The sequence below is a fragment of the Streptomyces venezuelae ATCC 10712 genome (assembly GCF_008639165.1).
In the GTDB taxonomy this organism is placed as follows: Bacteria; Actinomycetota; Actinomycetes; order Streptomycetales; family Streptomycetaceae; genus Streptomyces; species Streptomyces venezuelae.
Genome location: NZ_CP029197.1, coordinates 7962064 through 7986395, shown reverse-complemented (window position 1 = coordinate 7986395; position 24332 = coordinate 7962064). Strand labels below are relative to the sequence as shown.

21 protein-coding genes and 1 riboswitch are annotated in these 24332 nt (G+C 73.3%); of the genes, 9 read left to right on the top strand and 12 right to left on the bottom strand.

Features of this window, described 5'->3' with window-relative positions:
• Positions 1 to 44: 44 nt before the first annotated feature.
• Both DEJ43_RS36295 and DEJ43_RS36290 read right to left on the bottom strand, forming a co-directional pair.
• On the bottom strand, positions 45 to 590 hold the full coding sequence (locus DEJ43_RS36295; RefSeq protein ID WP_015038441.1) for an MOSC domain-containing protein: 546 nt from the start codon (positions 588 to 590) through the stop codon (positions 45 to 47).
• Positions 591 to 676: 86 nt separating this feature from the next.
• Positions 677 to 1783, bottom strand: coding sequence for a fatty acid desaturase family protein (locus tag DEJ43_RS36290; protein WP_015038440.1), 1107 nt, complete (start codon positions 1781 to 1783; stop codon positions 677 to 679).
• A gap of 263 nt (positions 1784 to 2046) precedes the next feature.
• On the opposite strand from DEJ43_RS36290, the gene DEJ43_RS36285 reads away from it, so the two are divergent.
• Together DEJ43_RS36285 and DEJ43_RS36280 are read left to right on the top strand one after the other, a co-directional pair.
• A complete protein-coding gene (locus tag DEJ43_RS36285) occupies positions 2047 to 5145 on the top strand; it encodes a DEAD/DEAH box helicase (protein WP_233448033.1) in 3099 nt (1032 codons plus the stop codon).
• Positions 5142 to 6551 (top strand): SWIM zinc finger family protein, encoded by a 1410-nt coding sequence (locus DEJ43_RS36280; RefSeq protein ID WP_015038438.1) that lies wholly within the window; start codon positions 5142 to 5144, stop codon positions 6549 to 6551. Before DEJ43_RS36285 ends, DEJ43_RS36280 begins: the two co-directional genes overlap by 4 nt.
• Here the strand turns inward: DEJ43_RS36280 and DEJ43_RS36275 are convergent.
• Complete coding sequence (locus DEJ43_RS36275; RefSeq protein ID WP_145953735.1) at positions 6532 to 7296, bottom strand: hypothetical protein; 765 nt, start codon at positions 7294 to 7296, stop codon at positions 6532 to 6534. The two genes, DEJ43_RS36280 and DEJ43_RS36275, sit on opposite strands and share 20 nt — an antisense overlap.
• 633 nt (positions 7297 to 7929) lie before the next feature.
• Positions 7930 to 8784, bottom strand: coding sequence for a bifunctional 5,10-methylenetetrahydrofolate dehydrogenase/5,10-methenyltetrahydrofolate cyclohydrolase (locus DEJ43_RS36270; RefSeq protein ID WP_015038436.1), 855 nt, complete (start codon positions 8782 to 8784; stop codon positions 7930 to 7932).
• Between the two features lie 28 nt (positions 8785 to 8812).
• A riboswitch (ZMP/ZTP riboswitch) is annotated at positions 8813 to 8921 on the bottom strand.
• Positions 8922 to 9093: 172 nt separating this feature from the next.
• Between DEJ43_RS36270 and DEJ43_RS36265 the strand changes: the two genes are divergently transcribed.
• On the top strand, positions 9094 to 11349 hold the full coding sequence (locus DEJ43_RS36265; RefSeq protein ID WP_015038435.1) for a catalase: 2256 nt from the start codon (positions 9094 to 9096) through the stop codon (positions 11347 to 11349).
• A 10-nt stretch (positions 11350 to 11359) separates the two neighbouring features.
• Here DEJ43_RS36265 and DEJ43_RS36260 read toward each other — a convergent pair whose 3' ends face one another.
• From DEJ43_RS36260 to DEJ43_RS38470, 4 genes are read right to left on the bottom strand one after another with little or no spacing between them, the layout of a single operon-like run.
• Positions 11360 to 12175 (bottom strand): glycosyltransferase family 2 protein, encoded by an 816-nt coding sequence (locus tag DEJ43_RS36260; protein WP_015038434.1) that lies wholly within the window; start codon positions 12173 to 12175, stop codon positions 11360 to 11362.
• The gene (locus tag DEJ43_RS36255) at positions 12168 to 13178 is read right to left on the bottom strand and encodes a glycosyltransferase (RefSeq protein ID WP_015038433.1); all 1011 of its coding nucleotides are present in this window, start codon (positions 13176 to 13178) and stop codon (positions 12168 to 12170) included. The genes DEJ43_RS36260 and DEJ43_RS36255 overlap by 8 nt, the downstream gene beginning before the upstream one ends.
• Complete coding sequence (locus DEJ43_RS36250; protein WP_015038432.1) at positions 13175 to 14242, bottom strand: glycosyltransferase; 1068 nt, start codon at positions 14240 to 14242, stop codon at positions 13175 to 13177. Before DEJ43_RS36250 ends, DEJ43_RS36255 begins: the two co-directional genes overlap by 4 nt.
• On the bottom strand, positions 14239 to 14757 hold the full coding sequence (locus DEJ43_RS38470; RefSeq protein ID WP_015038431.1) for a hypothetical protein: 519 nt from the start codon (positions 14755 to 14757) through the stop codon (positions 14239 to 14241). The genes DEJ43_RS36250 and DEJ43_RS38470 overlap by 4 nt, the downstream gene beginning before the upstream one ends.
• A gap of 916 nt (positions 14758 to 15673) precedes the next feature.
• Here DEJ43_RS38470 and DEJ43_RS36240 point away from each other — a divergent pair.
• From DEJ43_RS36240 to DEJ43_RS36220, 5 genes are all read left to right on the top strand, one after another.
• Entirely contained in the window at positions 15674 to 17212 is a 1539-nt protein-coding gene (locus DEJ43_RS36240; RefSeq protein WP_015038429.1) for an FAD-dependent oxidoreductase, read from the top strand.
• Positions 17213 to 17319: 107 nt separating this feature from the next.
• Positions 17320 to 17676 (top strand): hypothetical protein, encoded by a 357-nt coding sequence (locus DEJ43_RS36235; protein ID WP_015038428.1) that lies wholly within the window; start codon positions 17320 to 17322, stop codon positions 17674 to 17676.
• A gap of 307 nt (positions 17677 to 17983) precedes the next feature.
• Positions 17984 to 18673, top strand: coding sequence for a HemK2/MTQ2 family protein methyltransferase (locus DEJ43_RS36230; RefSeq protein WP_015038427.1), 690 nt, complete (start codon positions 17984 to 17986; stop codon positions 18671 to 18673).
• On the top strand, positions 18657 to 18935 hold the full coding sequence (locus DEJ43_RS36225) for a CDGSH iron-sulfur domain-containing protein (protein WP_015038426.1): 279 nt from the start codon (positions 18657 to 18659) through the stop codon (positions 18933 to 18935). The genes DEJ43_RS36230 and DEJ43_RS36225 overlap by 17 nt, the downstream gene beginning before the upstream one ends.
• Entirely contained in the window at positions 18932 to 19978 is a 1047-nt protein-coding gene (locus DEJ43_RS36220) for an iron-containing redox enzyme family protein (RefSeq protein WP_015038425.1), read from the top strand. Before DEJ43_RS36225 ends, DEJ43_RS36220 begins: the two co-directional genes overlap by 4 nt.
• An 81-nt stretch (positions 19979 to 20059) precedes the next feature.
• Here DEJ43_RS36220 and DEJ43_RS36215 read toward each other — a convergent pair whose 3' ends face one another.
• From DEJ43_RS36215 to DEJ43_RS36205, 3 genes are read right to left on the bottom strand one after another with little or no spacing between them, the layout of a single operon-like run.
• Positions 20060 to 21091, bottom strand: coding sequence for an NAD(P)/FAD-dependent oxidoreductase (locus DEJ43_RS36215; protein ID WP_015038424.1), 1032 nt, complete (start codon positions 21089 to 21091; stop codon positions 20060 to 20062).
• Positions 21088 to 21603 (bottom strand): isoprenylcysteine carboxyl methyltransferase family protein, encoded by a 516-nt coding sequence (locus DEJ43_RS36210; RefSeq protein ID WP_015038423.1) that lies wholly within the window; start codon positions 21601 to 21603, stop codon positions 21088 to 21090. Before DEJ43_RS36210 ends, DEJ43_RS36215 begins: the two co-directional genes overlap by 4 nt.
• A 13-nt stretch (positions 21604 to 21616) precedes the next feature.
• Positions 21617 to 22774, bottom strand: a complete 1158-nt coding sequence (locus tag DEJ43_RS36205; RefSeq protein WP_015038422.1) for a type III polyketide synthase — start codon at positions 22772 to 22774, stop codon at positions 21617 to 21619.
• A gap of 6 nt (positions 22775 to 22780) precedes the next feature.
• Here DEJ43_RS36205 and DEJ43_RS36200 point away from each other — a divergent pair, with 6 nt between their 5' ends.
• Complete coding sequence (locus DEJ43_RS36200; RefSeq protein ID WP_015038421.1) at positions 22781 to 23683, top strand: UbiA family prenyltransferase; 903 nt, start codon at positions 22781 to 22783, stop codon at positions 23681 to 23683.
• A gap of 167 nt (positions 23684 to 23850) precedes the next feature.
• On the opposite strand, the gene DEJ43_RS36195 is transcribed toward DEJ43_RS36200, so the two are convergent.
• Complete coding sequence (locus tag DEJ43_RS36195; protein ID WP_069202218.1) at positions 23851 to 24246, bottom strand: hypothetical protein; 396 nt, start codon at positions 24244 to 24246, stop codon at positions 23851 to 23853.
• Positions 24247 to 24332: the final 86 nt, after the last annotated feature.

Genomic DNA, 24332 nt, shown 5'->3' with positions numbered 1-24332 from the left:
GAGCCCGGTGCCGTGGGCGGTGGGGGCCCGGTGGGCCGGCCGGCTCAGACCTTCTCCAGCGGGCGGTGCGGGCCTTCCGGGAGTTCGACGCGGATCGGGTCACCGGGCCTGACCTGGCCGCCGGTCAGGACGACGGCCATGATCCCGGCCTTGCGCACGATCTCGCCGTTCTCGTCCCGGCCCAGCACCTGCTTGAGCAGTCCGTGCTGGAAGTTGTCGATCTGCGCGCAGGGGTTGCGCAGTCCGGTGACCTCGACGACGGCCTCGGCACCGAGGTGCAGCCGCGTGCCGGTGGGGAGGCCGAGGAGGTCGATCCCCCGGGTCGTGACGTTCTCGCCGAGGTCGCCGGGGGCGACCTCGAAGCCGGCGCCGGCGACGTCCTCGAAGAGCTCGGCGTGGATGAGGTGAACCTGCCGCAGGTTGGGCTGGGTCGGGTCCTGGGCGACGCGGGAGCGGTGCTTGACCGTCACGCCCGCGTGGACGTCGCCCTCCACGCCGAGCCCGGCGAGGAGCGTGATGCCCTCCCGGTTGGGCTTGGTGAACGAGTACGTGCCGTTGCTGCTGACCGTGGTGACCGTGCCGCTGCTCATGGCGAGGAGCCCCCTTCTCCGCTCTCCGGCGGCCGGAACACCGCCCGCCGGACCGATGATCACACCGTCGGTGACCGCCTCCGACCCTACTCGGCCCACTCGGAGCGCAGCGGCGCGCCCACCTCGTGCAGATGGCCGAGGGCCTGCCGGTACGAGTCCACGAAGCCGGTCTCCGTGTACGGGACGCCCAGGGCGGCGCAGTGGGCGCGGACGGCGGGCTGGGCCAGGCGCAGGTTCGGGCGCGGCATGCTCGGGAAGAGGTGGTGCTCGACCTGGTAGTTGAGGCCGCCGAGGAACCAGTCGGTCAGCGCGCCGCCCCGGATGTTGCGCGAGGTGAGGACCTGGCGGCGGAGGTGGCCCCAGCTGTCGCCGTCCGCGTGCTCGTCCGGCCGTTCCATGCCCTTGTGGTTGGGGGCGAAGGCCATGCCCAGGTGGACGCCGAGCAGCATCTGGTGGACGAGCGCGAAGACCAGGGCCTGGAGGGGGGTGAGGAGGGTGAGCAGGAGGGCCGTGTAGCCGGCGAAGTGGGCGAGGAGCAGCGCGCCTTCGACGAGGCGTTCCCGCCGGGTGCGGCACGGGCCGTCCTTGGCGAGCAGCGCCTGGACCCCGTACACCTTGAGGGCGATGCCCTCAAGGGTCGTCAGCGGGAAGAACAGCCAGGCCTGGTGGCGGGTGAGGAATCCGCGCAGTCCCGTGCGGCCGGCCGTCTGGTGCTCGGCGAAGACGAGGATGTCGGCCGCCACGTCCGGGTCCTTGTCCAGGTGGTTGGGGTGGGCGTGGTGGCGGTTGTGCTTGTCGTTCCACCATTCCCGGCTCATGCCGAGGAGGAGGTTGGCGTGGACGAGCTGGACGATCCGGCTGACCTTGCGGTTCGGGGTGATCTGCGCGTGGCCGGCGTCGTGGCCGACGAAGGCGACCCGGGCGGAGAGCAGGGCGAGCGGTACGGCGAGGAGGAGCGTCCACCAGGAGGGGCCGATCAGGGCGAGCCCGGCCACGACGGCGGCGATGCCTAGGAGGTTGACGGCGATCCCACGGGCGTACCAGCCGGGGCGGTGTTCGAGGAGGCCCTGGTCCCTGACCATCCGCAGGAGCGGGGTGAACTCGCTGCCGCTGCCGCCCTTGGCGCGGAGGGGCGCCTCGGTGCGCGCCGCACGTGGCGCGGCGGCCGGGGGCAGGACGGTGGCCTGGGACATGGCGGGGCTCCGGTTTCTGTCGGGCGGGGTTCCGGGATCGTGCGGTGGGTGGGCGCCTACCGAGAACGTACGGTTTCGTGATCGTCCGGAGCCATGGCGTCACCACCCGTCCTGGGCGGGGGGTGCGCCGGGGGCACGGGGTAGGGCGGTCCCCACCCCCCGGAGGGTGTGGCATGGATCACGGGCGGAGGGTGCGAGGTTCGGGGGCGCGGTGGGGTACCCTCGGCCGCTCGGACTTCAGGTAGTCAAATTTGAGGAATGCGTTGTCGCTGTCGCACGGACCCGATGATTCCGCCCGCGAAACCGCCCACCGACCTGCCCCGGGACCTTCCCACGATCCTTCGCGTGACCCCTCCCACGAACCTTCTCGTGACCCCTCCCACCAACCTTGGCGTGACCTCTCCCGCGAGCCCTCCGGCACCTCCTCTGGCGAACCCGGCGAACTCACCCGCCACTCGGCCGTCTTCCTCCCCGCCGATCCGCCGCGCGCCGGCCGGATCGCCTTCTGGGCACCCGACGGCGAACCGCTGTCCGACGCGCACCACACCGCCGGCGAGATCACCGTGGTGGACGGCGCCGGTTCGCACACCGTGACGGTCCCCGCGTACACCCTCGGCGTCCGTGACGCGCTGCCCCTCCTCGCCCGCGCCCGGTTCTCCGCGACCGCCTCCCCCGCGAGCGCCTTCTGGGGCGCCGCCTCCCTCCTCGCCCTCGGGCTCGTCGCACGCGGCCGTCTGCTGCCCGGCCTCGGCCCCGGCGACGTCGACGCCTGGCGGGCCGGTCCGCTGGGCCCCGACGAACTCGCCGAACTCCGCACGCTCGCCGCGTCGATGCCGCCCGAGGCGCATGCCGTCCCGCTCTCGACGGACGAGCCCCTGCTCCTGCCCGAACCCGAGGCGCTGCTCCGCGCCTTCGCCGACGCCGTCGCGGACACCCTGCCCCGTACCCCCGCGGCTCCGCTCGCCGCCGGCGGCCCCGCGTTCGCGGCCGACGCGCCGCAGGTGATTCCCGAGCAGCGCGCGTGGGCCGCCGACGTGGCGGCGGTGCACGACGCGGGCGTACGGCTCTCCCTGCGGCTCGAACTGCCGGGCTTCACCGCCGAGTCGGAGAAGGCCCCGGACTTCCGCGCCGTGCTACAGGTGCACGCCGTCGCCGACCCCACCCTCGTCGCCGACGCGGCGGAGGTGTGGGCCGGTTCGGGCCGGACCGGTGCGGCCTTCGGCCCCCGGGTCCGGATGGACGCCCTGCTCGCCCTCCGGCGCGCCGCCCGTGCCTGGCCGCCGCTGGCGCCCCTGCTCACCGCGGCGGTGCCCGACACCGTGGAACTCGCCGACGAGGAGGTCACGGAGCTGCTCGGCGCGGCGGGCCGGGCCCTCGCGGCGGCCGGCGTCCAGGTCCACTGGCCGCGCGAACTCACCGACCGGCTGACCGCGAGCGCGGTGATCGGCCCGGTCGACGGGGACTCCGAGGACTCCGGGGCCACGGGGATCTCCGGGGCTGCCGAGCCCACCGGGGGCTCCGGGGGCTCTGGAGGCTCCGGCGTCGCCGAGGAGTTCGGGGCGTCGGACGCGCATCGTGCCGCTTCCGGCATCCCCTCCTTCCTCTCCGCCGACGCCCTGCTGGGCTTCAACTGGCGCTTTGCCGTGGGCGACCAGGAGCTGACCCGGGCGGAGCTCGACCGGCTCGCCGAGGCCGGGCGGCCCCTGGTGCGCCTGCGCGACCGCTGGGTGCTCGTCGACCCGGACGAGGTGCGGCGGGCCAGGTCGCAGCAGGACCGGCCGGTCACGCCGGTGGACGCCCTCTCCGCCGTACTCACCGGCACCACCGAGGTCGACGGACGGCCCGTCGAAGTGGCGGCGACCGGCTGGCTCGAGCGGTTGCGGGAGCGGCTCGCCGACCCCGAGGGCGGCCGGCCGGAGGTGCCCCAGCCGGCGGCGCTCGCCGCGACCCTGCGGGACTACCAGCTGCGCGGACTCGACTGGCTGCACCGGATGACCTCGCTCGGTCTCGGCGGCTGCCTCGCCGACGACATGGGGCTCGGAAAGACCATCACCGTCATCGCCCTGCACCTGCACCGGCAGTCCGACCCGGCGTCCGCGGGGCCCACGCTCGTCGTCTGCCCGACCTCGCTCATGGGCAACTGGCAGCGGGAGGTCGAGAAGTTCGCTCCCGGCACGCCGGTGCGCCGGTTCCACGGTGCGACCCGCGACCTGGACGACCTCACCGACGGCGGCTTCGTCCTCACCACGTACGGCACGATGCGGCTCGACGCGGCGCGACTCGCCGAGCGGAACTGGGGACTCGTCGTCGCCGACGAGGCGCAGCACGTCAAGAACCCGTACTCGGCGACGGCCAGGCAGCTGCGGACGATCGGCGCACGCGCGCGCGTGGCCCTGTCCGGCACCCCCGTCGAGAACAACCTCTCCGAGCTGTGGGCGATCCTCGACTGGACCACGCCCGGGCTGCTCGGCAGCCTGGGTGCCTTCCGGACGCGGTTCGCCGCCGCCGTGGAGGGGGGCAGGGACCCGGCGGCGGCCGCGCGGCTCGCCGCGCTGGTCCGGCCCTTCCTGCTGCGTCGCCGCAAGTCGGACCCCGGCATCGCGCCCGAACTGCCGCCGAAGACGGAGACCGACCGGACCGTCTCGCTGACGCCCGAGCAGGCCGGTCTCTACGAGGCGGTCGTACGGGAGACGCTCGCCGCGATCGCGGACGCGGAGGGCATGGCGCGGCGCGGCCTGGTCGTGAAGCTCCTGACCGGCCTCAAGCAGATCTGCAACCACCCGGCCCAGTACCTCAAGGAGGAGCGGCCGAGGATCGAGGGCCGTTCGGGCAAGCTGGAGCTGCTCGACGAACTGCTCGACACCATCCTCGCCGAGGGCGCGTGCACGCTCGTCTTCACCCAGTACGTGGGGATGGCCAGGCTCCTGAAGACGCACCTGGCGGCGCGCGGCGTCCGCACCCAGTTCCTGCACGGCGGGACGCCGGTCGCCGAACGCGAGGCGATGGTCGCCCGGTTCCAGAGCGGCGAGGTCCCGGTCTTCCTCCTCTCCCTGAAGGCCGCGGGGACCGGGCTCAACCTCACCCGTGCCGAGCACGTCGTGCACTACGACCGCTGGTGGAACCCGGCCGTGGAGGCCCAGGCCACCGACCGCGCCTACCGGATCGGACAGGACCGTCCGGTGCAGGTGCACCGGCTGATCGCGGAGGGGACGATCGAGGACCGGATCGCGACGATGCTCGACCGCAAGCGGGAACTTGCGGACACCGTCCTCGGGACCGGCGGGGACACCCCGCCGGAGCTGACCGAACTGACCGATGCCGAGCTGGCGGAGCTCGTACGACTGCGGGGTGACGCACGATGAGCGGATACGGACACGAGGGCGACGAGCGGACGTTCGCGGCGCTGCCGCCCGCGCGGGGTGCGGCCTTCGCCAGGACCTGGTGGGGCCTGGCGTGGCTCAAGGCCCTGGAGGACACGGCGCTCGACGGCCAGCAGCTCAAGGCCGGGCGGCGGCACGCGCGCGCGGGCGCGGTGGGCGCGGTGTCGGTACGGCCCGGGCGCATCACGGCGGTCGTCAAGGACCGCGACGGCACGCCGTACCGCAGTGACGTGCTCGTCCGGGAGTTCACGGAGGAGGAGTGGGACCGGCTCCTGGACCTGGCCGTGGACAGCGCGGGGCACATCGCGGCACTCCTCGACCGCGAGATGCCGCCGCACCTGGTGGAGGACGCGGCGGCCGCCGGGCTCGAACTGCTCCCGGGCATCGGGGACCTGGAGCCGGAGTGCGGCTGCGAGGCGTGGGACCACTGTCCGCACACGACGGCGCTCTCCTACCAGGTGGCCCGGCTCCTCGACGAGGATCCGTTCGTCCTGCTGCTCATGCGGGGACGGGGCGAGCGGACGCTCCTCGACCAGTTGCAGGAACGCAGCGCCGCGCGTGCCGCGCGCGGCGGCCGGAGCCGGGGCGACGGCGACACGCCGGGCGCGGACTCCACCGAGCGGGGCTCCACCGGCGGCATGCCGGGTGTGTCGGCCGAGGAGGTGTACGCGGAGGCGTTCCTGCTGCCTCCGCTGCCGGCGCCCCCGGCCGCCCCGCAGGCCCCGGGCGCGTCGCCGTCCCTGGACACGGAGACGGACCCGGCGCCGGGCGTCGACCCGGCGGCCCTGGAGTTCCTCGCGACGGACGCGGCGGCGCGGGCGCACCGGATGCTGAGGGAGGCGCTTGACGCGGGTGCGGCGGTGGATGGCCTCTCGGGTGCCGTTGTGCCGGGCGGGAGCCTGTCGGGTGGCGGCGCGCCGGGCGGTGGTGGATTCGACGCGGCGGTGCCGCTCCTGACGGTCGCTCAGGACGCGGTGCGGCTCGCGGTGGAGTCCCCGCTGCCGTGGATCACGGCGCGGCTCACGGCCGGTTCGGACCGGACGCGGGGCGAGATGGACCTGGCCACGCGCGCGTGGCAGGTCGGCGGCGCCGCCGCCCTCGCCGTACTGGAGGAGGAGTGGACGCCGGACGCCGAGGCGCTCGCGTGGGCCGCGGCACGGCTGGCGGAGGCATGGGAGGACGACGAGCGGCCCGTACTGCGGCGGTCGGGCGGCGCACGGTGGACGGCCGTGGGCACGGACGCGCAGGTGCGGCTCGGCGAGGACGGCCGCTGGTGGCCCTACCTCAAGTCGGGCGCCCGCTGGTCACCCGCAGGTCCGCCGGACCGCGATCCGGCGACGGCCCTGGCGGCGGCCGTCGCCGCCGGTCCTACCGGAGCCGGTGGCTGAGCGTGCCGCCGTTGGCCGAGGGGGCGGCCAGGCTGCAGGCGACGGTGTCCGAACCGAGGAGGTAGCTCGTCCGGTACGGGTACTGGACGAAGGTCGTCCAGCGCGTGCCGAGCGGCTGCCGCGCGGCCTTGCGGCGCAGCGGTTCGCGGCACAGCAGGGTCGCGGCCTCGCGGATCGCCGTGTCGGTGGTGTGGAGGCCGGTCAGCGGGAGGCGGGCGACGAGTTCGGCGTTGTGCGGCGTGTCGCAGGCCCGTCGCACGCCGGTGCCCGGCGCGCCGCGGTCGATGTCGAAGCAGTCGCCGACACGCAGCTCCTCGAAGGAGACGGGCCGGACCAGCCCTCCGCCGCCCTTCGCGGAGGGAGTGGACCGAGGTCGCGGGGTCGTCCTTCCCGTGTGGGCGGGCGTCGGAGCGGTGCCGGCGCTCCGCTCGGGGGTGGCGGTCCCCCGTGTCGGCGTGGGGGCGGTCGAGATGCCGTCCGTGGTCGTTCCGGTGGTCGGCGTGTCGGCGACGCCGACGCCGTCCTCGCGCGTGCCGGTGGGCTTGGCGTCGGGTGCCGGCGCGCCGGACGTCTCGCGGGCGTCACCGCCGGCGACGGGCGAGGGCACGCCGACCGGGTCGCCGCCGGTGGACAGGGTCTGCTCGGTCCCGCCCCGGGCGGCGAGGAAGGCGGTCGCGACGAGTGCGGCCACGAGCAGCGGGACGAGGGGCACCCCGAGCCGGTGCGCGCGCCGGGCATCCCTCACGGGCCGGGGCGCGCCGAGCCGTACGAGCCGGGGGGACCACCCGGACTCTACGGCGGGTCGAGCAGGTACGGAGCTGGGGCGGGGCGCGGGGCTCGCCTCGGCGGCGGGCCCGGCGACGGTGACACCGGCAACGACACCGGCAACGGTGCTGGTGCCGGCATCGGCCTCGGTGAGCGGGACGGACTCCGCACGCGGGGCGGGCTCGGCACTCGGTGCGGGCTCGGCACCCGGTGCAGGCTCAGCGTGCGGGGCGAGGGCATCGCGGAGGGCCGACTCAGGCACGGCACCCGCCTCAGTCGACGACGGAACGGCCTGAGGCGCGTCGCCCGGGGCGGGATCGGTCAGCGGGCCGCGTCCGCCAGGGGCGGCGGATCCAGCAAGTGGGACGGATCCAGCAAGTGGGACGGATCCAGCGAGTGGGACGGATCCAGCGAGGGGGGCGGATCCAGCCGGCGAGGCCGGCTCGGCGGGGCGCGGGCGCGGGTGCGGGTGCGGCGGCGGGGTGGCGGGTGACGGGTGGGGCACGAGGTCAAGGTTCGCCGGTCCGCGGCCGCGCGGCCACCCATTTCGGGGCGCCGAGCGTGGCCTCCACGAAAACGTGACCATCGCCCGCGGCCCCGTCACCAGCTGCCCCTACAGGCCGAGCTGGCGCTCCGCGCCCTCGACGGTCTGGGCGAGGAGCACGGCGATGGTCATGGGGCCGACACCGCCGGGGACCGGGGTGATGAGGAAGGCGCGCTCGGCGGCCGAGGCGAAGTCGACGTCGCCGATGTTGCCCGGGTTGTAGCCGGCGTCGATGACGACGGCGCCGGGCTTGATGTCCGCGCCCTTGATGAAGTTCGGCTTGCCGACGGCCGCGACGAGGACGTCGGCCTCGCGGACGACGGAGGAGAGGTCCACGGTCCGGGAGTGGCAGTAGGTGACGGTGGCGTCCCGGCCGAGGAGGAGCAGACCGGCCGGCTTGCCGAGGATCGCGCTGCGGCCGACGACGACGGCGCGCTTGCCCCGGAGTTCGACGTCGTACGCGTCGAGGAGGCGCATGATGCCGCCGGGCGTGCAGGAGACGAAGCCGGGCAGTCCGAAGCCCATGGCCGCGAAGGAGGCCATGGTGACGCCGTCGACGTCCTTCTCCGGGGCGATGGCCTCGAAGGCGGCGCGCTCGTCGATGTGCGGGCCGACGGGGTGCTGGAGGAGGATGCCGTGGACCTCGGGGTCCTCGGAGAGGGCGGTGATCGCGGCGACGAGCTCCTCGGTCGTCGTGGTGGCGGGCAGCTCGACGTGCTTGGAGCGGATTCCGGCCTTCGCGCAGCGGTTCTGCTTCATCTTCACGTACGTCACGGAGGCCGGGTCGGCGCCGACGAGGACGGTCGCGAGGCAGGGGGTGACGCCGGTGCGGCGGGTGATCTCGGCGGCGCGGGCGGCGGTCTCCTCGACGGTGCGGCGGGCGAGGGCCGTGCCGTCCATGAGGGTGGCGGTGCTGGTGGACATGGCAACTCCTGGGCGTCGTCTCTGACCGGTGATTCGCCCAGGCGCACGGCATCGGTACGGTCGCGCCGGTGGAACGCGCTCCCGCCGGGCCGCTCCCCGGTGGTGATCCACCTCAAGCGCCAGTCACGGCCCGAGCCCTACTGTACGTGAGGGTTTCGGGGCGGGTCCCGGACAGGGGGCACATGCCGGGACGCGGGGGCGCCTGCCGGCGGTGGGGCGGGCCGGACGGGCTAGTACAGGTTTGCGGAGGCATCGCTTCGGGTCACACGTCCAGGGCTGGAGGGCCCCCTGCGTTGGGAGAAGAATCCGGTGAAGGACGTCGCCGACAAGATCGCCGACGTCGTGCACGCCGGTCCGGCGGGAGGCCCGGAGGAGGGGGTGCCCGGCAAGCCGGCCATCGCCTCTCCGCCGCTCGTCGAGCCCGTTCATCCGGTGGAGCCGCTGCCGCCGAAGGCGGACCAGAGCGGGCCGGAGACGGTCAGCCCGACCGGGCAGCCCACCGGCGCGGAGCAGGCCCGGATGGCACAGAGCGGTGCGTATCTGACGACCGCGCAGGGCGTGCGCCTGCCCGATACGGATCATTCGCTGAAGGCGGGGCCGCGGGGGCCGGTGTTGTTGCAGGACCACCACCTGCGCGAGAAGCTCATGCACTTCGACCACGAGCGGATCCCGGAGCGCGTGGTGCACGCCCGTGGTGCGGCCGCGCATGGCGTCTTCCAGTCCTACGGCACGGCGCAGGGCGTCAGCAAGGCAGCCTTCCTCGCCCAGGACGTCGAGACGCCCGTCTTCGTGCGCTTCTCCACGGTGCTGGGCTCCCGCGGCTCCGCCGACACGGTGCGCGACACCCGAGGGTTCGCGACGAAGTTCTACACCGAGGAAGGCGTCTTCGACCTGGTCGGGAACAACATCCCGGTGTTCTTCATCCAGGACGCGATCAAGTTCCCCGACATCATCCACGCCGGCAAACCGCACCCCGACCGGGAGATCCCGCAGGCGCAGAGCGCGCACGACACGTTCTGGGACTTCGTCTCCCTGCACACCGAGGCCACCCACCACACCCTGTGGAACATGTCCGACCGTGGCATCCCCCGCTCCTATCGGATGATGGAGGGCTTCGGCGTCCACACCTTCCGGCTCGTCAACGCCGAGGGCGCCACGACGCTGGTGAAGTTCCACTGGAAGCCCAAGCTGGGGGTGCACTCCCTGGTCTGGGAAGAGGCTCAGATCATCGCGGGCGTGGACCCCGACTTCCACCGCCGGGACCTCTTCGACGCCATTGAGTCCGGCGCGTTCCCCCAGTGGGAGCTGGGCATCCAGACGTTCCCCGACACGGCCGACCAGATGTTCGAGGGCATCGACCTCCTCGACCCCACGAAGATCGTCCCGGAGGAGCTCGCGCCGGTGAAGCCCGTCGGGCTGCTGACTCTGAACGCGAACCCGTCGAACTTCTTCGCCGAGGCCGAGCAGGTCGCCTTCCACACCGGCCACCTGGTGCCGGGCATCGACGCCACCGACGACCCGCTCCTCGCGGGACGGAACTTCTCGTACCTGGACACCCAGTTCACCCGGCTCGGCGGCCCCAACTTCCCGCAGCTGCCGATCAACCGTACGCATGCCCCCGTCAACGACATGCTGCGCGACGGCATGCACCAGACGGCCGTGCACCGCGGAGTGGCGCCGTACAAGCCCAACAGCCTCGACGGCGGCTGCCCGTTCTTCGCCGGAGCCGACACCGGAGCCTTCATCGAAGTGCCGGTCGACGTCCCGCCGGGCCGCAAGGTTCGCGAGGCGCCCGCTTCCTTCGGTGACCACTTCTCGCAGTCCCGGATGTTCTGGCTCAGCATGACCCCCGTCGAGCGCGAGCACATCATCGCCGCCTACACCTTCGAACTGGGCAAGTGCTACGAGCAGGCCGTCAAGGAACGCACCCTGGCCGTGCTCGCCAACATCGACCCCGAGCTGTGTGCCCAGGTCGCGGCCGGACTCGGACTGCCCGTCCCGGCCGCGACCGAGCCCTTGGCGGACACCCGTCCGAGCCCGGCGCTGTCCCAGGTCGGCCGCACCTGGCCGCTGGACGGACGCGTCATCGGCATCGTCACCGACGGGGCCGTCGACATGACCGGGGTGCGCGAGGTCCGCGAAGCAGTCCTGGACGCCGGCATGGTGCCCTTGGTCGTCGCCCCGGCCGGCGGAGTTCTGGCCGCCGACGGCGACCCGGTCACCGTGCAGCGCACCTTCGCCACCGCGCGCTCGGTCGAGTTCGACGCGCTGGTGTTCGCCGGTCTTCCCGCAGCGGGCGCCGACGCCCATGGCGCCCGCGACGCCAAGGCCGGGGCGCCCGCTCCCACCGTCGGTGACCCGCGTGTCCTGGCGCTGCTGACCGAGGCCTACCGGCACGGCAAGGCCCTGGCCGGCTGGGGCGGCGCCGAAGCTCTCTTCGAAGCCGCGGGCATCAGCGCCGAAGAGCCCGGCGTCATCGTCACCGACGATGCCCGAGGACTGCCGCAGCTGCTGGAACTCCTCTCGGCCCACCGCGTCTGGGAACGCTTCCCGGCCGCCATGTGACGGGGGATGCTCAGCTTCGCCGCCAGGTGTCCGTCGCGGGCACGTACTCGACCAGGCCCTGGTCGGCGAAGTCGTGCAGCCACCCCTCCATCGGCCAGCTGCCCCACCGCCGTTTGTACAGCGCCCCGTTACGGAGGATGTCGTCGAGGTGCTGGACGGGCGGATGGGAGGTGGGGTGGTACTGGTGGTAGGCGGGTGCGCCGCCCACCCACCGCAGGTCCACGCCACGGAGGGCCGCTGTGGCGGCGAAGTCGGTGTCCTCGGCTCCGTATCCGGTGTAGGACTCGCAGAAGCCTCCGATGCGGGTCCAGGTGCGAGCGGTGACGGCGAAGGACAGCGACCAGAAGAGGCGGGGGTCCCCGCCTCGTAGGACCACACCGTCGGGGGGCGCCGGCCGAGCGGGGTGGGGGGCGGCCATGTCCGGCAGGGCGTCGAGCCGGTAGCCGTCCGGCGGTGGAGGCGGCAGGTAGGCCACGGTGCCGCAGAGCAGGGCCCCGTCCTGTGCGGCGCGCGCGTACCCCGCGAGGAGGGAGGCCCCTGGGACGCAGTCCACGTCGAGGAAGACCAGGAGTTCCGCCGCCGCCTCCACAGCGCGCGCGGCTCCCGCGTTCCGGGCGGCGGCGAGCGGGAGGCGCCCCTCGCGCAGGGGCACGTCGAGCACCGTCGCGGACGGCTTCCTGTCGACGGTGACGGCTCCGATGTCCGGGTCGCCCATGGAGACGACCACGTACTGGTCAGGGCCCAGCGTGCTGTGGGCGAGGCCTTCCTGCTGAAGGCGGAGATGGGTGTGCCGGCCGTGCGCCAGGGTGATGACCGCGCTACGCACCGGTTGCTCCCGACGGGCGCAGGGCCAGGTCCGTGAGCACGCGCGCCGCTCTACGGGCGCCGTCTCCAGGGGACCAGTCCGCCCAGCGGTCCGGGCGGGCGACGGTCTCGGCCAGCAACGCCGGCCAGGCGTGGGGAGGGGGCCAGGTGTCGCATACGGTCGCCAGGCCGCCCTCGGCCAGCGCCCGCGCAGTGGCGTGCTGTTCTCCGTGGGGCCTTTCCTGGGGGATGACGATGCTCGGGGCCCGAGCGGCGGCGCACTCCGCGACGGCGTTCTGTCCCGCGTGAGTGATCACCACGCTCGCCCGGCACAGAACGGGCCAGGGGTCCTCGATCCAGGGAGCCCGGGGTCCTCCGAGGACGGTCCAGGTCCACTCGGGGGCGGCTCGTCGCGCCTCCTGGAGCTGGGAGGCGCTGGTGTCCGTTCCGCCGGCGCCCAGCATCACCACCACCTCCTTGCGGTGGGGCGGTGCCTCGGTGTCGGGCCGGGGACGTGGACGGCCGTCGTAGCGGGAGATGCTGCCGGTGTGCACGGTCTTGGCGCGCCAGTGGGCGGGCCAGTCCGGTTCGGGGAGGGAGGACGGCCATGGAGCCAGGAGGGCGTCCGCGAGGGCGTAGGCGAGGCGGTGGGCCTCGTCCTGTCGGTCGCCCCGCATGGCGGCGACGACGACCGGGGTTCCCATGAGGCGCGCCAGGGTGGCGGCTTCCACGGAGACGTCGCTGACGAACAGAGCCGGGTCCGCGCCTCTGATCCACTCGGCGATGACGGCCATGCGTTCGCGGTGGCCGGGGTGGTGCAGGGGGACCCAGTGCAGGCGTCCCCGGGCCGTCGGGTCGGTGGGAGCATCGGTGGCGTCCGGCGGCAGGACCACCCAGTCCCCCTGCCATGCCGCGGGCCGCGGCAAGGAGGACAGGACGGTGACCCGCATAGGTGAGTGGGCGGCGATGCAGCCGGCGCGGTGCAGATGTCCGCGGCCCTGGTGGTGGACGTAGTAGCCGATCACCTCGTCACCTCCTCGTAGAGCGAGGTGTAGGCGTCGGCCATCCGGTCGAGGGAACAGAAGCCGACCGCCCGTCGGCGCGCGTCCCGGTGGTCCAGGCTCATGACGCGTGGAATGAGCGTGGCCAGGGCCTGTACGTCCCCCGGTGGTGCGAGCAGTCCGTGCGCCGGTTCCAGGATCTCCGCCAGGGCGCCCCGGTCGAAACCGCAGACCGGGGTGCCGCAGGCGAGTGCTTCGGCGACGACGAGGCCGTACGGCTCGTCCCACTCGGGTGTCACCAGAACGGCGGCCGCCGTTCCGAGCAGTGCGGCGAGCTGTCGTCGAGTCAGGTGGCCGACGTACGTGGCGCCCTCCCCGAGCAGGGGTTCCACCGTTTCCTGGAAGTACCGTCGGTCCGCGATGGGACCGGCCAGGAGCAGGGGGACGCCCGCCGCGCGGGCCGCCAGGATCGCCAGACGGGGTGCCTTCTCGGGGACCATCCGGCCGGACCAGACCAGATCGCCGCCGCCGGGACCCGGCGTCCAGAAGTCCGTGTCCACACCGTTGCGTACGACACGTGCCGCGCGGACGGTCGGCCGCCAGGAGGAGGCGGTGAACCGGCTGACCGCCGTGAACGTCACGGGACACTCGTCGTCGGTCTGGATGGCGGACTCCAGACCGGGGGTGGGCGGCGTGTGCAGCGTGGTGATCACGGGGACGCGCAGGGCCGAGGCCATGGCGACCGGGAGGTAGTGAAGGCTGTTGTTGTGCACGACGTCGAAGCGGTCCTCGCCGTCGCGGGCCAGTTCCAGCATCAGTCCGAGGTAGGCGTGGTGTTCTTCCATCCACGCGGTCCCGGGCATGCTGGTGTCCGAGCGGGCCGCGGCGCTCAGCACCACACGGCGGACGGGCAGTTCGCGTGCTCCGAGGGCGGGGTCCGAGCCGGCGGCGGCGAAGAGGTGGACGCGGTGGCCGCGTCGCGTCAGGGCGCGCGCGAGCGCCCACGTGTGGGCTTCCAGCCCTCCCGCGAACGGATCGGCGATCGGGAAGCGCATGGACGCGATGAGGGCGATCCGGAGGCTGTTCACCTCAGCAGGCTCGTGTAGAGGGCCTGGTGGGCGGCGGCGAGTTCGCCGCGTTCGCGCACGCGGTCCGTGGCGGTGGCCCGTGGTGCCGGCCTCTTCTCGAACGCCGTCCGTACCGCCTCCCGTAGCGACCGCTCGTCCAGCCCCGCTTGTTGCGTGTGGCCGTAGGTCAGGCAGGGGCGCTGCTGGGCGTAGAAGCCGCAGTCCGGCGCCGCGACCGCGGTACCGAGGTCGTGGCAGGCCTCCAGCCAGCCGGAATGCGTACCGAACCGGTAGGGCAGGACCGAGAGGTCCAGCGACGCGAGGTAGTCCCAGAGCTGGTCGTCGTCGAAGTAGTCGTGGACGGTGAGGGTGAGGCGCCCTCGCCGGTGCAGGTCGTCCAGCGCCTGAAGGAGGCCCGGGGCGTGGGCCGGGGCGGCGGGGTCGGCCACGTCACGGTGGATGTTGACCCGCAGCTCCGCGTCGGGGAGCTCGGCGAAGGCTTCGGCGAGTACGCGCACGACCGGCAGGACGGACATGTTGGGACGCAGACTTTGGCGTGCACCCCGACCCGGAACGTGTCGTGGTCCGGCCTGGCGTCGGCCAGGCGCGGCATGTCCACCACATGGGGATGGGGCAGCACGGTCGCCGTACGGTTCCAGCGGTCGCGGATGCTCTGGGCGGCGCCCGGGGTGAGCGTGATGAGCCGGTCGGCCGCGGGGATCACGACGTCGAGCGCGGCTTCGTGGGCGGCCGGGTCCTGCTGATGGGGATTGCGGAGGTCGTGCACGGTGTAGACCAGGGGCTTGCCGTGCCGTCCGAGGGCGTCGACGAGCGCGGACAGCTGGGCCGGGCTTTGCGCGTCGAAGCCGAAATGCAGGTGGTACACGTCGAAGTCGTCGTGGTGGGTACTCACCCAGTCCGGGTCCAGCATGACCGGCGGCCACCAGCGCTGCGACGTACTGGGCGCGCCGTTCGGCCGGGGGTCCGGGAGGCGGGTGACGTCGTCGGACGCCGGCGTGGAGCAGTGCCGCACGTACACGTGGCCGGCGGGTACCGAGGCGACCCGGATCCCTCCCGGACGTCGTGCGGGCTCCGACGGGTGTTCGGCCACGTCTGCTCCTTCGATTCCGGGTCGGGGGCCGGGGCGGCGACATGCGGAAGGCACCTCCTGAGCCGTCTCCAGTCTGTGGGACACACCCGGAACTCGCGCGTCCGGCGTAGCGCCCGGCGGTCCCCCGCGGTCCGTGGGCTCCGACGTCCGTGCCGCGCGGCACGTCGAGCGCCGTACAGGGCCATACGGCGGCGGAGGAGGGGGGCGGGCGGCTGAAATCGTGGTCAGGGGGCAGGTGCCGTACAGGACAGCGGGCGCGGGACACAGGGCCGGTCGGCGGCGCTGTGGCTTCGTCCCGGCTCTGCGCGCGCTGAGACGCACGGAAGTGGGAGAGCGCTGCCATGACACAACTGCCCGACACCTACGAGTCGTACTGGATGGAGACCGGGACGGGGCCCGAGTACCCCGCGCTGACCGGTGATCTGGACGTCGACGTGGCGGTGATCGGCGCCGGCGTCGCCGGCATCAGCACCGCCTGGGAACTCGGACGTGCGGGGGCGCGGGTCGCCCTGCTCGAAGCCGACCGCCTGGCCGCGGGAGTCACCGGCCACACGACCGCGAAGCTCTCCGCCCAGCACGGCCTCCTGTACGCCCGGTTGCGCAAGTCGTTCGGTGCGGAAGGAGCGCGGCAGTACGCGCAATCGCAGCAGGAGGCCGTCGATGCGGTCGAGCAGGTCGCGACGGAGCTGGGGATCGACTGCGAGCTGGAGCGGGTCCCGGCATTCGTGTACATGGAGTCGGCGGACGCGGTCGACCAGCTGAGGGCCGAGGCCGAGGCGGCGCGCGAGGCCGGTCTTACTGCTTCTGTCGTGTCGGACACCGACCTGCCGTACCCCGTCGCGGGCGCGGTCCGTGCCGAGCACCAGGCCCAGTTCCACCCGCGGAAGTACCTGCTGGCTCTCGTCGCCGACCTCGTCGGACGCGGTGGGGTCGTCCACGAACGTACCCGGATCGTCTCCCTCGACGAGGGCGAGCCCTGCCGGCTCACCACCGAGGGCGGGGCGCAGATCGTGGCCCGGGACGTCGTCGTGGCCACGCACTATCCCGTCTTCGACCGCGCCCTGATGTTCTCCCGTCTCGAACCGCACCGCGAGCTCGTGGTCGCCGGAATCCTCCCGGCCGACCAGGACCCGCACGGCATGTACCTGACGCAGGAGCGGAACACCCGGTCGGTGCGCACCGCTCCGTACGGCGAAGGCGAACGGCTGCTCATCGTGACCGGGGAGAAGTTCAAGCCGGGCGTCGGCGATGTGAGCGAGCGCCATGAGCGGCTCGCCGCGTGGACCGAGGAGCGGTTCCCCGACGTGCGGATCACCCACCGGTGGGCGGCGCAGGACAACACGACCACGGACGGGGTCCCCTTCGTGGGGCCGTTCCACCCCGGCTCGCGGCACGTGTACGTGGCCGCCGGTTTCGGCGGCTGGGGCATGAGCAGCGGCGTGATGTCAGGCCGTCTCCTCTGTGCCCTGATCACGGGCGGCGAACCGCCCTGGGCCTCCCTCTACGACCCGCGTCGCCTCCACCCCCGCGAGGCACCGTCCCTGCTGAAGGTGCAGGGATCGGTCCTCAAGCACTTCGTGGGGGACCGGCTGCGGTCCTCCCATGTCGACACCGTCGACGACATCCCGCCCGGTGCCGGAGCGCTCGTACGCGTCGGGGGGCGGAAATGCGCGGTCTACCGCGACGAGAGCGGCGCGACGCAGGCGGTGTCCGCGCGCTGCACCCACCTGGGGTGCCTGGTCCTCTTCAACGACGCCGAACGCGCCTGGGAGTGCCCCTGCCACGGCTCCCGGTTCGCCGTCGACGGCTCCGTACTCCAGGGCCCCGCTGTCCGTCCGCTCGAACCGCGGCCGCTCCCCGAGGGCGACGAGTCCGACTGACGACACCCGCCAGGCCTTTCCGGGTCCCCGTGCGGCGTGCGCGAGCTGCGCGACGTCGCTGGCGTGGCGCGGTCGTGGCCGGCCCGGGCGCGGTTACCTTGCGTTGCATGACGCCAGAACCGGAACACGGCCCGGCCGAATCGGCCGATGCCCGCGAAGCCCGCCAGGCCATCGAGGACCACCTCGGTCACACCGGGACCCAGGAGGAGCTGTCCCGCTGGCGGAACAGCGGACGCATCGACGACCGGATCGCGGAGGCCGTCGCAGGTGCGGCGTGGGACGCGGTCCAAGACGCCACCCCTCCCCCACCCTCGCCACAGGCCGGCCCCGCGGAGAAGACCGAGCAGTCGCCGGAACGGGCCGAGCGCCACCGGCGGGCCGTGGCCGTCGCCCGGGGCCTGCGGGAGCTCGGTTACCACCTCGACGAGACCCTTCTGCCCGGTCCTGACATGGCGGCCGGGTAAGAGCCCGCCGCGTCCCGTCGCCCGGGTGCCGTGGGGCGACCCTGCCCGGACCTTCCTCAGGCGGGCTCCGCGTCCCCGGGCCACAATGGAGCGGTGCTCAGACGAAGGCGTCTCCTTCCGCGCCCCGGGCGCTGAGCGAGGCAGAACCGCCAGACACCCCCGTACCTCCGTATGTCCGCGTCATCTTCCGTCTGAGTCATCCGGAACGGCGACGGCCACGAATAGAGATCGCCATGCCGGGCATGCGCTCCCACGTGATCGAACGCAGGCCCCACCCCTGCGGACCCCCTGATTCATGAGGAGATCCATGGCGCCCAGTACGACTCTGGCCCTCGGTACGCTCCCCGGAAAGCTGATCGCCCTGCCCGGCGTGTACAGCCCGCAGGCGGACACCAGGCTCCTCGCGGAGGCCCTCTCGCGTGAGGAGCTCGACGCGACCACCGACGTACTCGACATCGGTACCGGCACGGGCGCCCTCGCCCTGTGCGCGGCGCGTACCGGGGCCCGGGTCGTCGCCGTCGACGTCTCCTGGCGCGCCGTGATCGCCGCCAAGCTGAACGCCATCCGGCAAGGTCAGCGGCTGCGGGTGCTGCACGGCGACTTCTCGACCCGAGTCCAGGGCCGACGCTTCGACCTCATTCTCACCAACCCGCCCTACGTGCCCTCGGCCCGATCCCGGCCACCGTCGCACGGGGCCGCACGCGCCTGGGACGCCGGTCCCGACGGGCGCGCGGTCATCGACCGCGTCTGTGCCCGTGCCCCGGCCCTGCTGCGCCCGGGCGGCGTCCTGCTGATGGTGCACTCGGCGATGAGCTGCCCCGAGACCACCGTGGACCGGCTGAGGACGGCCGGGCTGACCGCCCGGATCACCGGGCGGACCTCCGTTCCGTGGGGTCCGGTACTCCGCGGACGGCGGAGCTGGCTGCAGGGCCGCGGACTGGCCGACGAAGGCGTCGAACACGAAGAGCTGGTGATCATCCGTGCCGAACACCTCTGACCACGCGTATCCCGCCGCCGGCCCCGGGACCGCCGCCGCGCCACCGGACCGCGCCCGCCGGGTGACCCCGGACCCCCAGGGCCCGGTCCTCGTGGAGGGCCCGGTGGAGGTCGCGCTCGACGACGGGACCCTGGCCCGGTCCGATCGGTTCATGGTCGCGGTGTGCACCTGTCGCCGCAGCCGCTCGTACCCCTGGTGCGACACCAGTCACCGCCCCCGCGCGCGAGACGGCGCATCCCCCGAAGGCAGGAGCCTCCGATGACCCCGCCCGGCGCAAGCGCCACGGCCACCCCTGCCGGTCCCCGCCTCGTCGCGGGGCGCGGTGACCTGTCGTCCGCCGTGGAGCGGGCCCTGCGGACCGGGCGCCCGCCCGCGTACACCGAGGCAAGCGTCCGGCGGGCTGACCCCTGGGGGGAGGACCTGCAGCTCGCGCTCTACCTTCTTTACGAGCTGCACTACCGGGGCTTCGAGGGTGTCGCCGACGAACGGGAATGGGACCCGGACCTGCTGCGGCTGCGGCGGGAGCTGGAGAACCTGTTTCACCACGCCTTGCGCACCGCCCTGACCGACGCGCCGCGATCCGTCGACGAGGCCTTCGCCCCGTTGCTCGTCGAACCGGTGGATCCGGCCGACAGCCTCAGCCGCCACCTGGAAACCGAGGGCGAACTCTGGCAGTTGCGCGAGTACGCGGCCCTGCGCTCCCTCTACCACCTCAAGGAGGCGGACCCGCACGCCTGGGTCATCCCGCGGCTGACCGGTCGCGCCAAGGTCGCGATGGCGGCCGTCGAGTACGACGAGTTCGGCGCCGGTGACCCCCGCCGGCTCCACGCGCGGCTCTTCGCGGAGCTCATGACCGACCTCGACCTCGACCCGGCGTACGGCCATTACCTGGACCACGCCGACGCCTCGGCGCTCGCGACGGTCAACCTGATGTCCCTCTTCGGGCTGCACCGGTCCCTGCGCGGAGCCCTGGTCGGCCATTTCGCCTGTGTGGAGATCACGTCCTCACCCGGCTCCCGCAGGCTCGCCAAGGCCATGCGGCGCTGTGGCGCGGGGCCGGCCGCCGAACGCTTCTACACCGAGCACGTCGAGGCCGATGCCGTCCACGAGCAGGTCGTACGACATGAGGTCGTCGGCGGGCTGCTCGCCGACGAGCCCGCACTGGAGCCGGACGTCGCCTTCGGGTGTGCCGCGACCGTACTCCTGGAGGACCGGCTCGGCGCACATGTGCGCGAAGCCTGGGCGTCGGGGAAGTCGGCACTGCGCAGCTCCCTGACGCCCGTGGAGTCGAGAGCTGAAGCGTGACCGGCCTCGACGCGTGCACCGGCGTGTACGTGTCGAGGCGTGTACGTGTTCAGACGTGTACGTGGCCAGGCGAGCAGGTGTTCAGGCGAGCGCGTTCACCGCGAGGCTGAAGACGGGGGGAAGCCGGGAGGCGGCCGGCACGATCTTGTCTGCCAGCCAGGGGTGCTGCCGAGCCCGCACCAGGCAGTCGGTCAGAAGCCGGTGCCGGAAGGTCGCGCGCCGCCACGCGGCCTCGTAACCCCGTGGGGAGCCGCGGCGCAGCTGATCGATCAGCACTCTGGCACCGGCGAGGGCCAGTGAGACGCCCTCGCCGGTCAGGGCGTCGATGTATCCGGCCGCGTCGCCCACGAGCATGACGCGCCCATGGACGCGACTGCGGACCTTCTGGCGGAGGGGGCCCGCGCCTCGCACGCCACCGACGGCGGCGTCTCGGGGCAGAGCGGCGGCGAGTTCGGGGAAGCCGGTCAGCTGCTCGTCGAAGGAAGCACGACGGGAGGTCAGGAGCGCGACGCCCAGGAGCCGTGGTCCGAGTGGTGTCACGTACGCCTCACCCTGAGGCCCCCAATGGACTTCGACGTACGGCGAAGGCGGCGCGACCGCGTAATGCCGGCGGAGCCCGTAGCGCGGGGCTCCCGCGTCGCGCATCCCGAGGCCGAGCGAACGCCGCACCGGCGAGTGCAGCCCGTCGGCGGCGACGAGCCAGCGGGCGCGTACTCCCGTGGCCCTGTCGGAGACGCTCCTGGCGCCCTGGTGCACCTCCTGCACCCTCACCGGGAGGACGGGAACTCCTGCGGCGAGGACGGCCGTGTGCAGGACGGCGTGGAGGGCGGTGCGCCGCACTCCGAGGCCAGGGCCGTGCCGAAACTCGGCCTGTGCTTGGTGCGGGCCCTGCCGGTAGCGGATGCCGACGATCGGCCGCCCGGGGACGTCGAGCCCCAGCGCGCGCAGTTCCCTGACGGCCCCGGGCATCAGCCCTTCCCCGCAGGCCTTGTCGACGGGCATGGGCCGCGGCTCGGCCAGTACGACGTCGAATCCCGCCCGTACGGCGTAGAGCGCGGTGGCCAGCCCTGCCGGCCCGCCGCCCGCGATCAGCAGATCGTGTGTGCGGGTCACGCAGCGATCATCCGCCCCAGAGCGGCGTTCTCGCACCGGAGACGGACGGCGAGCAGCAGCGCGTTGGCAGCGGTGAACGCGGCGGCGGTCAGCCACGCGGAGTGCACCAGGGGCAGGGCCACGATCTCGGCCACGACCGCGACGTAGTTCGGGTGGCGCACGAAGCGGTACGGCCCGGCCCGCACGAGTCGGGTGCCCGGGACCACGATGACCCGCGTGTTCCAGTACGGCCCCAGGGTCGTGACGCACCACCAGCGCAGCGCCTGGGCGAGGACGACGACCACCACCATCGTCCAGCCGAGGAGCGGCAGGAACGGTCGGTCCAGCAGCCAGGGCTCGATCAGACAGCTCACGAGCAGACCCGTGTGCAGGGCCACCATGACCGGGTAATGACCACGGCCGTACTCGACTCCGAGACGGGCGAGGGTCCAGGCCGCGTTGCGTCGGGCGACGGCGAGTTCGACGAGGCGTTCCGCGGCGACGGCCGCCAGGAGCAGTGTGTACCACAGCATGATCAGGGCTTCCTCACCAGCGCAGGAGGACGAACTCGACACAGAAGCCGGGGCCCATCGCCATCATCAGCCCCCACGAGCCGGGCGGCGGCGGATGGCCGGTGGTGACGTCCTCCAGGATCCGCAGCACCGAGGCGGAGGACATGTTCCCCGAGGCCGCCAGGGCACGGCGGGCGGAGAGGAGGGCTTCCTCGGGCAGGTCCAGCGTGTGTGCCACCGCCGTGAGGATCCGTGGGCCGCCGGGATGACAGAGCCAGACGCCGATGTCATCGGGAGCCAGGCCGCGGGTGGAGAGGAAGGCCCGGAGGTCCGGCCCGATCCTGGCCGTGACGACGTCCGGGATGCCGGCGTCCACCACAGGACGGAACCCCCCGGCCCCGATCGCCCAGCCCAGCAGGTGCTCGGTGCCCGGGTAGAGGAGGCTGCGGGTGGCCACCACCGTCGGCCGGCCGGGCCGTCGGTCGTCCGCGCGAGCGGCGTGCGCGACGACCGCCGCCGCGCCGTCGCCGAAGAGGGCGCCGGCGACGAGGTTGGCCGCCGAGTCGTCGCGCTGTTGCAGGGTGAGCGAGCACAGTTCGACGCTCAGCAGCACGGCCACGTCGTCGCGGTGGCCGCGCAGGTAGTCGTGAAGCCGGGCGAGACCGGCGGCACCCGCCACACATCCGAGACCGAAGACGGGGATCCTCTTGACGTCCGGCCGCATCCCCATGCGTGACGCGAGCCGGGCGTCGAGCGACGGCGCGGCGATCCCGGTGATGGACGTGCACACGAGCAGGTCCACGTCCGACGGAGAGACCCCGGCGGCGCCGAGTGCCGACGTCAGTGCCCTTTCCCCGAGTTCCAGGCCGGCGGTCATCCATGCGGCGTTCGCCTCGCCGAAGTCCCGGATGGCGGCGTACCGGTCGAGCGGGAGGGCGAGGTGCCGGGTCCGCACCCCGGAGGCTCCGTGCAGTCGCCGCAGCAGGGCGCGGTCCGCCCCCGGAGCGAGACAGAGGTCACCGATCAGCTCCGTGAGCTCGCTCTGGTCGTACCGGTGCTCGGGCAGGGCCGTACGGACGGCGGCAACGACGCTCTCGCGACCGTCCGGGCCGGTCGGTGCGGTGATGCCGTCGTCCGCGCGGGCAGATGGCGGCTTTATGGGAGCGAACCGGGGGACCGTGGGGACACGCATTCCGGGATGTCTCCTCACGACCGGTGGCGCGATTACCTTGCACCCGTGTCTCTATACCCCACTGCCGTCCCGGTGCGAGCGACACACCGGCTCTCGGCGCTGCTGCGTTCCTGTCACCCGGAGCCGACGATCGCGGTGACGGTCTTCGTCACCGCACTGTCGGCGGCGTCGGGGCAGGGAGCGGGTGGCGCCGTGGCGGCCGGCTCGGCGGTGCTCGCCGGCCAGTTGTCGATCGGGTGGTGCAACGACGCGGTGGACGCGGTCCGCGACACGGCCAGCGGTCGCCGCGACAAGCCTCTCGCGGGCGGCGCCCTGAGACCGAGGACGGTCGCCGTGGCGGCTGTGCTGGCGCTCCTCCTCTGCGTACCGCTTTCGTTGCTCAGCGGCGTGGCGGCCGCGGCTGTGCACGTGACGGGCGTGGTCGCCGGCGGGTGGGCGTACAACCTGGTCCTCAAGAGCACCTTGCTGTCGCCCGTGCCGTACGCCGTCGGGTTCGCGTCCCTGCCCGCCTTCGTCACGCTCGGCGCGCCGACCCCCGCCTGGCCTGCCTGGTGGGCCGTCGTCACGAGCGCCCTGCTCGGCGTAGGCGCCCACTGGGTGAACGCGCTGCCGGACATCGCGGACGACCTCGCGACGGGCGTGCGCGGCCTGCCGCAACGCCTAGGTCCCGTGGCCTGTCGCCGCCTCACGCTGGTCACGCTGCTGGCCGCGGTCGCGGTCGTCACCCTGGGCCCGCCCGGGGAGGTGAGGCTGCCGGTCTGGCTGTGCGCGACCGCCGCGGGCTGCGCCGCCGCCGCAGGCGCCGCCCCGTGGTGGCCCACCACCAGCCGCTGGCCCTTCCGAGCGGCAATCGCGGTGGCGGCCCTGGCGGTCGCACAACTCCTGTCCCGAGGCTCCGCCATCGCCTGAGGACGGCAGCCGGGGAATGCCGCGTGGCACGGCGGAGGCGGCCTGGGGGCCACGCACGGTCCGCTGGCTTCGTTCCCTTCACGCGGTTGAGCGACCCCGGCGTGCCGGAGCGCTGCCCCGTACCGACCGCACTGGGGAGTGGGCGGCGGCCAACGACTGATCGCTGGTCAGAGTTCGTACGGATGGAGCGCGATCCTCTCGTGCTCGATGAAGAGCTCGACCCACGTGCCGGCAACACCCTCAGGCAGCGGATCCGCAAGGTCCAGCAGAATCTGCGAGCCACCGAAGTCCAGCACGGCGGCGCCGTCCACGGTGAGGTCCAGCCGTCCGCGCAGCACAACGCAGTGCCCGCCAGGTCGGACTCCCGGTCCGACGCCGACAGCCGGTTTCGCGTTCCGACCCCAGGCGATGTCCTCATCGACCGTCCACTCAACGTGGTACGTGCCCGGCTTCGCGGCCTGGTCACCGCACCAGCGGACCGCTGTCCCGCCGAACGGCGTCCGGACCTGGGCCAGCCAGGGGCTCCTGGGAAACTTTGCGACCTTCACCAGTTCGACCAGCATCGTTCGATCATGCAGCATCCGCGATTCCGCGTCGCGAGCGGTCGGTCGGTCGGGGCGCGGACGCGGGCGGATCGATGTGTCGGCGG